Source organism: Bdellovibrionota bacterium (assembly GCA_040386775.1).
Lineage (GTDB): Bacteria > Bdellovibrionota > Bdellovibrionia > Bdellovibrionales > JAEYZS01 > JAEYZS01.
This window is the reverse complement of the sequence record JAZKEU010000021.1, coordinates 34,325-44,775: the sequence shown is the minus strand read 5'-3', so window position 1 is coordinate 44,775 and position 10,451 is coordinate 34,325. Positions and strand designations below refer to the sequence as shown.

10 protein-coding genes are annotated in these 10,451 nt (G+C 39.7%); 7 read left to right on the top strand and 3 right to left on the bottom strand.

Annotated elements, in window-relative coordinates; all coding sequences use genetic code 11:
• Positions 1 to 214: 214 nt before the first annotated feature.
• From V4596_13440 to V4596_13430, 3 genes are read right to left on the bottom strand one after another with little or no spacing between them, the layout of a single operon-like run.
• Positions 215 to 1,660 (bottom strand): trypsin-like peptidase domain-containing protein, encoded by a 1,446-nt coding sequence (locus tag V4596_13440; GenBank protein ID MES2770143.1) that lies wholly within the window; start codon positions 1,658 to 1,660, stop codon positions 215 to 217.
• A 27-nt stretch (positions 1,661 to 1,687) separates the two neighbouring features.
• Positions 1,688 to 1,945 carry a DUF1844 domain-containing protein gene (locus V4596_13435; protein MES2770142.1) on the bottom strand — a complete coding sequence of 86 codons (258 nt, stop codon included), beginning with the start codon at positions 1,943 to 1,945 and terminating at the stop codon, positions 1,688 to 1,690.
• Positions 1,946 to 1,956: 11 nt separating this feature from the next.
• Positions 1,957 to 2,787 carry a hypothetical protein gene (locus V4596_13430; protein MES2770141.1) on the bottom strand — a complete coding sequence of 277 codons (831 nt, stop codon included), beginning with the start codon at positions 2,785 to 2,787 and terminating at the stop codon, positions 1,957 to 1,959.
• Positions 2,788 to 3,086: 299 nt separating this feature from the next.
• Here V4596_13430 and V4596_13425 point away from each other — a divergent pair, with 299 nt between their 5' ends.
• Genes V4596_13425 through V4596_13395 form a run of 7 tightly spaced genes read left to right on the top strand, consistent with a single transcriptional unit; the run spans position 3,087 to position 10,407 of the window.
• Positions 3,087 to 4,070: a MoxR family ATPase gene (locus tag V4596_13425; GenBank protein ID MES2770140.1), complete on the top strand. Its 984-nt coding sequence runs from the start codon at positions 3,087 to 3,089 to the stop codon at positions 4,068 to 4,070.
• A gap of 3 nt (positions 4,071 to 4,073) precedes the next feature.
• Entirely contained in the window at positions 4,074 to 4,949 is an 876-nt protein-coding gene (locus tag V4596_13420) for a DUF58 domain-containing protein (GenBank protein MES2770139.1), read from the top strand.
• Entirely contained in the window at positions 4,946 to 5,803 is an 858-nt protein-coding gene (locus V4596_13415; GenBank protein ID MES2770138.1) for a hypothetical protein, read from the top strand. Before V4596_13420 ends, V4596_13415 begins: the two co-directional genes overlap by 4 nt.
• Positions 5,800 to 6,804, top strand: coding sequence for a VWA domain-containing protein (locus V4596_13410; protein MES2770137.1), 1,005 nt, complete (start codon positions 5,800 to 5,802; stop codon positions 6,802 to 6,804). The genes V4596_13415 and V4596_13410 overlap by 4 nt, the downstream gene beginning before the upstream one ends.
• A complete protein-coding gene (locus V4596_13405; GenBank protein ID MES2770136.1) occupies positions 6,805 to 7,848 on the top strand; it encodes a VWA domain-containing protein in 1,044 nt (347 codons plus the stop codon).
• Entirely contained in the window at positions 7,845 to 8,522 is a 678-nt protein-coding gene (locus V4596_13400) for a tetratricopeptide repeat protein (GenBank protein MES2770135.1), read from the top strand. Before V4596_13405 ends, V4596_13400 begins: the two co-directional genes overlap by 4 nt.
• Positions 8,506 to 10,407, top strand: a complete 1,902-nt coding sequence (locus tag V4596_13395) for a BatD family protein (protein MES2770134.1) — start codon at positions 8,506 to 8,508, stop codon at positions 10,405 to 10,407. Before V4596_13400 ends, V4596_13395 begins: the two co-directional genes overlap by 17 nt.
• Positions 10,408 to 10,451: the final 44 nt, after the last annotated feature.

The window sequence follows — 10,451 nt, the reverse complement described above, 5'->3', positions numbered from 1 at the left end:
CAAACAGAATTCAATCCAAGAAAGGATACGAGGCTCGAACAAAATATCTAGATGCCTTCAATACCTACCTCAAAACCCTAAAACTTCAGACTTAAGAACAAAAAAGACATCTGAAAATACTTTTTCAGATGTCAACAAGTGCCCTCAAGCCCATCTTCAGATACGAAATCTAAAAGCACGCGTTAGCCCCGCAAAACCTAGTATATTACGAAATCTATATATCTAAGAAGATAAATGAGACTTCCGCTTTCTTTTGAACTCTCAAATGATTGCTGCCTTTCTTAAGAGCCGAAATCACTTCTTTTGCGCTCTTCACGGGACGCTTATTTACATCTAAGATCACATCGCCAACTTTCAATCCATTTTGTGCTGCCGGTGATCCCGCTTGAACTTCTACTACAATCGGGCCTCTTGGAACTCTTGGAGCGATTCCCAATTCTTGTGCAATAGTCTCCGAGAAATCCACAACTTTGAATCCAACGCTGAAAGGAGCTTGATCGCCCTTACGGTTCAAAGGCTTTTGGACTCTTAAGGCTCTAGGTTCATCCGGTGGATTTGCAATCATAAGAGTTACATTTTGTTTTTTACCTTGTCTTAAGAGTTCTACTTTTGCGGTTTTCCCAATTGGAAAGTCTTTGATAGCATCGCTGAATTCTTCTGCAGATGAAATGTTGCCATTTTCAAATTTAGTGATGACATCATAAGCTTTAATTCCTGCTTTATCCGCAGGTCCTTGTTCCATCACACCCATGATGAGTGCCCCTTGTGCTGTGGGAATTTGAAGGATAGCTTGAGCTCTAGGAGAAATATTATCAATCTGTACCCCAATAAATCCTCTCACAACTCTTCCGTCTTTTTTAAGAGCCGGAAGAATAGATTTAATGTGATCAATAGGAATAGCAAAACCAATGCTGCCAACGGCTCTTGCATCAACGGCCGTGTTTACGCCGATCACTTCGCCCTTGATATTGACAAGTGGCCCGCCAGAATTTCCAGGATGAATCGCAGCATCGGTTTGTAAGAATGGAACCGCGTTAAGATCTCTGATTTTACGACCTTTTGCCGAAATAATTCCCTTGGTCATGCTGAACTCATGGCCATAAGGATTTCCGAAGGCCGAAACCCATTCTCCAACTTCCACTTTATCGCTAGAACCTAAATCTGCGACGGGGAGTTTTTTTCCCGCGTTGATTTTAAGAATGGCGACGTCAGTTCTCTTATCCCCACCGATGAGTTTGGCTTCAAAGGATTTTTCTTCGTTGTTTGCAACGTGAACATAAATACTATCCGCATTTTCGATCACGTGAAAGTTTGTAAGAATCAATCCATCAGACTCAATGATGAATCCTGTGCCTACGGGTTGAAAATTTTTAAGATCTCCCGGGGTTGGTTGAGGCATGCCTCCGGAGCCTCCGGGTTGGCCGTACTGCTCGAAGAATTGCCAGAATGGATCTTGATAAGCACCAGGGGGAAGTCTATTTTTGTAGTTGATGCTGACAGAAATGCTGACGACGGCAGGGCTGATTTTCTTAGCGAGTTCGCTAAAAATATTTGCCGGTAGGGGGGCGCTTAGCTTCATCGTATACGCGGCTTCTTGTGCTTGCGTATGGGATGAAGAAATAAAACCTAGCGTGAGAATTAAAGCGAGTAGTTTGCTCATATTCACTCCTTATGTTTTTTATTTGTCTTATTTAACCTGTACGAATTTAGTTTGAAGATCGACAATCATTCTGTGGAGAAGATTTTCCTCTTCTTTTGTGAGATTGGCTTTGGTTTTATCTTTTAAAACCATCAGCATGTCGATATTGAATTTAGCAACTTCGATATTTTTTTCGATTTTACCATTCATTGGATTTGGGGCCAGCCCCATCGCCATCGCAGCGGATGATCCTAATGAAAGGGCTAAAGTGGAAATATTTGCTTCGATCTTTTGTTGGTCTGTCATGGTATCCTCTTTTACATAGGGTAGTGGCCGACGAGATTTTTGATTCTCACGTCGAGTCCGAAATGCTTTTGGAAATATTTGTCTAAACCATTAGTTGTCAAGGGATTGATCATAAACAAAATCACAGGAGATGGTGGAGCGGGGAAAGGTTTTGTTTGGAGAAGGCCTTGAAGTTTCCAGATGAGCTTTGCGTATCTTTCTTTTGAGCCAATGAGTTTTGCAGCTTGTTCGTCCACATGAAGAAGGGTTTTCTTGTGAGTCTCAGCAAATATTGTTCCGAATGGCAGAAGAATTTTTTGAAAGAATACGATTTTTTTGTCTTGGCCGCTAACAATGTATGGAAGTGACAGAATTAAATCTAGAAATTTTGTAATCACATAGATGATCTCGGCAAATTGAGCTCTAAATCCAATAAAGAAAGCGCTTAAAGATAAAAGGTATAGCATGTGAATCATTAATAAATCTTGGATTTCTTCTTTAGTGAGCTTGTTGAGAAGAGCTTCGGAAAGAATGATTTTTGATTTTCCCCATCCACGCGATGTGCAAAAAATTAGAGGAGAATCAATTTTTGTGATGTAAACTTGCGGGGGAAAGCTATGAAAATTCTCTGCTGCCTTGACTAGAGAAGAGGTCACGCCCCAAGAGTCTTGTCCTGTCAGGGCCTCTGCCTTGAAAAAATTAAAGATCATTTTTTCAGATACAAAATAAATATAAAAGTTAAGAGCACTGGCAGCAAGAAAGCCCATAAGAAGGCCTTGTCTTCCGAATAAAGCTTGCCCAGCAATTAGAAATAGAAAAGAAACTATTCCTAAGAAGATCCATCCCCGATGATGTATAAACATTCGACTCCTTCAGTGGTTAATAATGCTTTAAGTTAACAGGCGAAATGAATTTAAATTCCTCAAAACTTACTTTATATTCTTATAACTTACGCGGCCGATACAAGTCTTTTTAAAAAACACATTTGTATCGGCCTTGTAGTCGCCTGTTAACTTAAAGCATTACTAACCATTGCATCTAGCTGTGAACGCAGCATCTCTGACCAATTGCGTAAAGTACTCGTAATGCATCACATTTTTGTTGGTCCCTAGCTTCTAAAAATCTATCCTATTAGAGCACATCATTAGGGAGAACAAGGGACATGCAAATCGAACAATTGAATCGTGATATTGAAAAAGAAAATCCATACATAAAATCCGTGCTTCAAGAAGTTTCTAAAGTTGTTATCGGACAAAAAGAAATGGCTGAAAGTATTATGATGGGCCTACTCACCGGTGGACACGTCTTGCTGGAAGGCCTTCCGGGATTGGCAAAAACTTTGGCGATCTCAACTTTTGCCAAGGCCACTTCGCTGGGATTCCAAAGAATTCAGTTCACTCCCGATCTGCTCCCTTCAGATCTTGTGGGGACGATGATTTATAATCAAAAGACAAATGAGTTCACTTCAAAAAAAGGTCCGATTTTTACAAATATAGTTTTGGCCGATGAGATCAACCGTGCTCCTGCAAAAGTTCAAAGTGCTTTGCTTGAAGCGATGGCGGAAAAGCAAGTGACTATTGGGGATACTACCTATCCTCTCGAAATGCCATTTTTGGTTTTGGCAACTCAGAACCCGATTGAACAAGAAGGCACATATCCACTTCCAGAAGCGCAGATGGATAGATTTATGTTCAAGACGGTGGTGAAGTATCCGAATCGCCAAGAAGAACTTACGATTTTAGAAAATCTTTCAACTGATGCAATTCCCAAAGTGAATGCGATGATGGGCAAAGATGATATTTTAAGAGTGAGAAAATTAATCAATGAAATTTACATTGATGCAAAAATTAAAAACTACATTGTTGAAATTATTTTTGCGACTAGGCAGCCGAGCGCCATGGGGTTGAGGAGGCTTGAAAGTTTAGTGCAAGTGGGTGGTTCTCCTAGAGCAACAATCTCTCTTGCAAAAGCATCGAGAGCTCATGCTTTCCTAAAGGGTCGGGGTTACGTGACGGCGGATGACGTGAAAGCCATTGCTTACTTGGTTCTTCGACATAGAATCATTTTAACTTATGAAGCCGAGGCCGAAGAAGTATCAACAGATCAAGTTATCAATGAGGTTTTAAATCACATTGAGGTGCCATAATTCATGGAACTCAGTCCTGAGCTTTTAAAAAAAGTTAAGCTTCTTGAAATTCAAACAAGAAAGCTAGTGAACTCTCTTTTTGCAGGAGAGTACCATTCTGCTTTTAAAGGCCAGGGTATGACTTTTTCTGATTTCAGAGAGTATGTTCCGGGCGATGATGTGCGACACATCTCTTGGACTCTCACGGCACGAGCCGATAAGCCATACATAAAAAAATATGATGAAGAGCGCGAACTCACGTTGATGATTGCTGTGGATGTGAGTGGATCCGGAGAGTTTGGTTCTAAGTATTACTTAAAAAAAGATGTAATTGCTCAATTGGCTGCGCTCTTGAGTTTTAGTGCGGTGAAGAATAACGATAGAATTGGTCTCTTGCTTTTCTCGGATACAGTCGAGCATTACGTTCCTCCTAAGAAAGGCCGTGGTCATGTGCACAGAATCCTCAGAGATATTTTATTCTTTGAACCTCGCAGTAAGAAAACAAAAATTTCAGAAGCGATGGAACATCTGCGAGCAGTGCTGAATAAAAAAACAAATATATTTATATTCTCAGACTTTATCGACACGAACTACGAACGTTCACTGAGGTTTTTGGGTAAGAAGCACGATACGGTTGCGGTCGTTGTTGAAGATCAATTTGAAAATGAATTGCCTTCAATGGGTTTAGTAGAAATGCAAGATTCTGAAACAGATCAAATCATCGCGGTAGATACATCTAGTCCGCTATTTAAAAAACATTACAAAGAGAAAAGTATCGAAAGTAAAAAACTCAGAGACCAAGAGCTGAGAAAATCTGGTGTTGGAAAAATTGTTGTTCAAACCAATAATGATTTTGTAGATCCGCTCATTTCCTATTTCAAAATGAGGTCTCGCAAATGAGCCAGTGGAATTGTAAGCTTTCGAAAAATGCTGAGATTACGGTGGGCGAGAAGCTCGCTCTATCTTGTGAAGGGGCAACAGAGGGAATTGCGCAAGATTCTTTACAGATTAAAGATCCTCAGCTCACGGACGAAATTCCTTCGCTCACGTTGTTGCAAGTTCAAACTTATATGCCAGACAAATCTGAATTTATAGTAACTAGTTATAGAACTGGAGATCATAAATCAGATCAAGTGGTCATGTACGATGGAAAAAATAAAGTGACGCTCACGGGATTTGATTGGTCCTTGAAAAGTGTTTTGAAGCAGGACCCAACAAATCCTCCGCAGCCGGTGGGCTCTTTTCCTATGTGGGAACTTTCTTATCCAATATGGTTTTGGATTTTGCTGGTGGCAGTGATCGTAAATACAATTGCACTTCCATACTTGCAGTTTAAGAAAATTAAGAACCGCAAAAAAGCTTTTGATGATCTAAAAAACTTAGAAGCGGCCTTGAGTCCTTTAGATAGTTTTTTTAAGTCCGTCCGCAGAATGGAAAAAGCGTTGGAAGTGGAGCACATTTCTCCTAGGGGATTTGCGGATCAAATTGATAAAGATTTAAAAATATTTTTAAGTCGAAGCTTGCATATCCCTGCGCACATCTGGGGAATTCGTCAGATCTTAGGCGAAATCAAAAAAAAATATCCAAAAATTTATCGTGATCATGGCGACGATATAAAAAAATATTTTTCTGAATTTGCTAAAACAAAAAGTGACATCAAAAAATCTGATGGATTGTATTTGATGGATCGCGCGCAAAAGTTAACCGAGATTATCGATGAAGCCCTTTCTCAGAAAAAGAGAGGGCGTGCATGACCTGGCATAATCCTTGGGCTTTTTCATTACTGATTTTGATTTTGCTCTATATTGGTTATTACGTTTTATACTTAGCCAAGAAAAAACCGACGTTAAAATTTTCAAGCCTTGGACAGATTGCAAGGCTTCCTCGAGGGATAAGATCTTACCTTTCTGGTTTGCCATTATTATTAAAAATTTTAGCATTGATCTGTTTGGTGTTTGCATTGGCGAGACCTCAAGTTTCTGATACAAAAGTAAAAAGAAATGTTGAAGGTATTGACATCATGATGACCTTAGATATCTCGGACAGTATGTTGATTGAAGACATGCAGCCGGTGAACCGTATGGAATCTTCTAAAAAAACAATTGAAGATTTCATTAAGAAAAGAGTTTCTGACCGTATTGGCCTAGTGGTTTTTTCTGGTGAATCCTACACCAGAGTGCCGCTGACCCTTGATTATCCTATTCTATTAGAAAGCTTAAGAAAAGTTGAGCCCACCAGATCCATCAAGATGGGAACCGCGATTGGTGTGGCGCTGGCCAATGCTGTTGCAAGATTAAAAGATTCTACGGCGAAGAGTCGGGTAATTATTCTTTTAACGGACGGCGAAAATAACTCTGGAACCATTGATCCAGAAACATCTCTAGACATTGCCAAAGGCTACGGAATTAAAATTTATTCTATTGGTGCCGGCGTAGATGGAGAAGCCCAGCTTCCGGTGACGATGACCGATCCATTTGGTAGAACTATAAAAACATACCAGCCGATCCACTCGAAAGTAAATGACGATCTTTTAGGGAGATTGGCGAGTGAAACGGGTGGAAAATACTACCGCGCAGGTAGCACAGGGGCTTTGCAAAAAGTTTTCCAAGACATTGACCGTTTAGAAAAAACAAAAATTGAAGTGAATAAATTCACAAGATATACAGAGCTCTACCAAACTTATTTGAAGTGGGCCTTTTATCTATTGGTGGCAAGTCTTTTCTTAAGGCTTACACTTTTGAGAAGGGGGCCGTAGATGTTCCGTTTTCAAGATATGATTTATTTATACTATTTGGCAGCAATACCGGTGCTGATTGTTTTGGCCTTCTTGGCTTTCAAAATTCGCTCGGATAAAATTAAAAAACTATTCAAGGCAGAGATTTATGATTCTTTGACTGGCTTTCTTTCTAAAAGAAAGCGCAATATAAAATTTATTCTTGAAATTCTCGCGGTCGTATTCATTGTGATTTCTCTTGCCCGTCCGCAATTAGGAGAGTCAACGGAACAAGTTAAAATGGAAGGGATTGAGATTATTTTTGCACTCGATATTTCTAACTCCATGATGGCTGAAGATTTAAAGCCGAACCGTCTAGAAGTTTCAAAGAACATTATTACCAAGCTTTTGGATCGCGTGAATGGATATAAAGTGGGATTGATTGGTTTTGCGGGAAGTGCCGCACTCATGTCCCCACTGACCACTGATTATTCAGCGTTGAAGATGTTTTTAGAAACGATCAACCCGAACTCCATCAGTAATCAAGGAACAAATTTTGGGTCCGTGATTAAAGCAGCCCTGGATTCTTTCAAGCGCGGTGGAATTGAAGAAGACGAGCTCACTAAAGTTACAAAAGTGATAGTATTTATTTCCGATGGTGAAGACCATGACGATGACACTTTGAAACAAGCCAAAGACCTTGTAAGTAAAGGTGTGCGTATCTTCACGATTGGTGCGGGAACGGCGCAAGGCGCGCCCATTCCAGCAAGAGATGATTTTGGTCAATTGAAGGGCTACAAAAAAAATTCTGAAGGTCAAATTGTTATGTCTAAGGTCAACACTGATTTCTTGAGACAATTGGCTTCAGAGGGCAAGGGTGCCTATTATCATGCTTCGTTTACTGGTGATGAAGTAAGGCAATTGGAAGCAGATCTTGGGAAATTAGAAAAATCGGAATTTGAAAGCGACTTTATGAAAAAGTATGACGAGAGATTTCAAATTCCATTGTTTATTGCTTTTATTCTTTTGATGATCGAGATGTTGATGACGGAACGTAAAAATATCACGGAGAGGAAACCAAAATGATAATTTCATTACTGTTACTCTTGAGTGGTGCTTTTGCGGAAAATCCTTCGTTGGTTTACAAGAATAACAAGGCTGTGGGGATGTTTGCAGATGAGAAACTTATAGATAGTAAAATCCAGCTTGAAAAAGAAGTGGTGAATTATCCAAAGGCTGGAGCTCTTCATTATAACTTGGGCGTTGTTCATGAGAATTCCAAGGAACCAGAAAAAGCGATCAAAGAATATTTATCAACAGCTAATTCTACTGAAGATCAAAATTTGAAATTTCAATCCTTATTTAACGCCGCAAGAGTTTATGGAGAGCAAAAGAATATTCCAAGTGCCTTAAAATATTATCAGGCGGCTTTGGATATTCGCCCCGAATCAGAAGAAGTAAAAAACAATATTGAATTATTGTTCCAGGGCAATGGTGGCGGGGGAAATGATTCTGATAAGGAGCAAAAATCAGATGAACAGAACAAGCAAGATCAAAAGCAGCAGCAGCAACCAAAAGAACCTGATCAACAAAAGCAGGACCAAAACAAGAAAAAAGCTCCAAAGCCTTTCAAAAGTCAGGATTTGAGTGAGCAAGATGTCAGAAGAATTTTAGATGAATTAAAAAGGCAAGAAGAACAAATTCGCGCCAAAATGAATGATAAAAAAAGCAAGGAGACTCCAAATGGTAAAGATTGGTAGTGGAGCTTTAAGTACTTTAATATTATTATTTTCTCTTTTCACAGGCCTTAAAGTAGAAGCCAAAGACGAAGTGATTGCCACAATCAACGGCCAGGCGAATGGCGAAGTCCAAATCGTGATGGGGCAATCGTTTCTCTATTCCATTATTGTATCTAGCTCTGAAAGTGGTGGAGTGGGTGAGCCAAGGCTACCGGATATCAGTGGATTTAATCTCGTTGATCGTGGGTCTCAGGTGGAATCGCGTAGTGAATTCGTAAATGGAAAGTTCAGTTTTGTTAGACGTCAGATTTTTAATTATCGACTGGTGCCGCAAGCTCCTGGAGAGTTCACCATCACGCCGGCGGAAGTGGTTGTGGGTCAAAATACCTTAAGAAGTAATTCTATAAATCTAAAAGTAATGAAGAGTGCTGGTAACGTAAGGCCATCACAACCGCAGGCGCCTCAGCCAAACTACGGAGAAGATGATGCGCAAGACGCCATGGACGAAGCCGATGCGATCTTCAGTCAGTTGTTGCAAAGGACAATTCCTAAAGCTCAGCAAGCTCCATCGAATATCAATCCTGATGAAGCATTTTTTATTCGTGTAGAAGTGGATAAGCAAAAAGTTTACGCCGGAGAGCAAATCACAGCGACCTGGTATCTCTATACGCAAAACAATTTAACAAACTTTGAACCGATGAAATATCCAGATCTAAAAAGCTTTTGGAAAGAAGATATCGAGATTGCTACGAGATTGAATTTTACAAACGTAGTGATCAATGGTTTGCCATATAAAAAAGCATTGCTCGTTTCCTACGCTCTCTTTCCAATTAAGCCAGGAACTGCAACAATTGATTCTTACAAATTAAGGGCAACAGCAATCATGTCGAGTGCTTTTGGTGTATTTGGAAAGCCCTATACTTTCACCAAAGTAAATCCTCCAGTAAAAATTGAAGTGTTGCCGGTGCCATCTCAAGGTCAGCCTACGGATTATTCTGGTGCAGTTGGAACATTTGATATCAAGGGTTCTGTAGACAAAACAACTGTGGCAGCAAATGAACCTTTCACCTTCAAAGTGAGATTTGAAGGCAAAGGAAACGCCAAGCAAATTGAGATTCCAGCTTTAAATTTGCCTGAAGGATTTGAGCAATATGATACAAAGAGTGATTCAAAATTTTCAACTGATGGATCAAGTTTTAAAGAATTTGAAATTCTGTTGATTCCAAGAAAAACCGGGGAACTTACTATTCCGGGTCTGAGCGTGAGTTTTTTTAATCCTAACACTCGTCAATTTGAAAAGAGAACGACTCAGCCAATTCCACTCAAAGTTGTGGCGGGTAAAAATCAACTGCCATCGGGTGGTGATCAGGGATTCATGACTCAGTCTCAAGAAAAAGTAAAAATCACTTTGCCAAATTTGGTTTACAAAGAATCTTCATTCACAATGACACAAGAAATGTGGAATAAAATTTGGATGATAGTCACTGTACTTACGGCGTTAGCTTTGATGGGGCTTTATATCAAAGAGATTAGAGTTGGTGAGAAAAGAATTGTGCTTGTTCAAGAAATGAGCAAGCGTATGAATGGAGTCTCAAAACTTCAGAGCGATAAAAAATTCAGAGAAGCGGGCGTATCCGTGGTGAACTTGGTGGACTTCCTGCTCAGTGAAATGACGATGGATCAAGATACACATCAAATTGACCAATTGATTGAAAAATTGCCCCCAAGTGTTTTGAGAGTTTTAGATGATAAATTTAGACAGAGTTTAAAATATTTTGAGACATTGGGCTTTGCTCCGGAAGAAATTGTAGGGCCAATTGCTAATGACAAGAGGTTTAAAGAGGAAATCAAATCTTTAAAAGGTTATTTGACTCGTGCTATAGAAATCTATCAAAAGAATAGTTAGGATCAAAAAAAGTAGGACTTGCCATAGCAAGTATTGAGACCAGA

What these genes read in the sequence shown, in the direction of transcription:
- V4596_13440 (MES2770143.1), bottom strand. Translation starts at nt 1,660, where the DNA reads ATGAGCAAACTACTCGCTTTAATTCTCACGCTAGGTTTTATTTCTTCA.
- V4596_13435 (MES2770142.1), bottom strand. Translation starts at nt 1,945, where the DNA reads ATGACAGACCAACAAAAGATCGAAGCAAATATTTCCACTTTAGCCCTT.
- V4596_13430 (MES2770141.1), bottom strand. Translation starts at nt 2,787, where the DNA reads ATGTTTATACATCATCGGGGATGGATCTTCTTAGGAATAGTTTCTTTT.
- V4596_13425 (MES2770140.1), top strand. Translation starts at nt 3,087, where the DNA reads ATGCAAATCGAACAATTGAATCGTGATATTGAAAAAGAAAATCCATAC.
- V4596_13420 (MES2770139.1), top strand. Translation starts at nt 4,074, where the DNA reads ATGGAACTCAGTCCTGAGCTTTTAAAAAAAGTTAAGCTTCTTGAAATT.
- V4596_13415 (MES2770138.1), top strand. Translation starts at nt 4,946, where the DNA reads ATGAGCCAGTGGAATTGTAAGCTTTCGAAAAATGCTGAGATTACGGTG.
- V4596_13410 (MES2770137.1), top strand. Translation starts at nt 5,800, where the DNA reads ATGACCTGGCATAATCCTTGGGCTTTTTCATTACTGATTTTGATTTTG.
- V4596_13405 (MES2770136.1), top strand. Translation starts at nt 6,805, where the DNA reads ATGTTCCGTTTTCAAGATATGATTTATTTATACTATTTGGCAGCAATA.
- V4596_13400 (MES2770135.1), top strand. Translation starts at nt 7,845, where the DNA reads ATGATAATTTCATTACTGTTACTCTTGAGTGGTGCTTTTGCGGAAAAT.
- V4596_13395 (MES2770134.1), top strand. Translation starts at nt 8,506, where the DNA reads ATGGTAAAGATTGGTAGTGGAGCTTTAAGTACTTTAATATTATTATTT.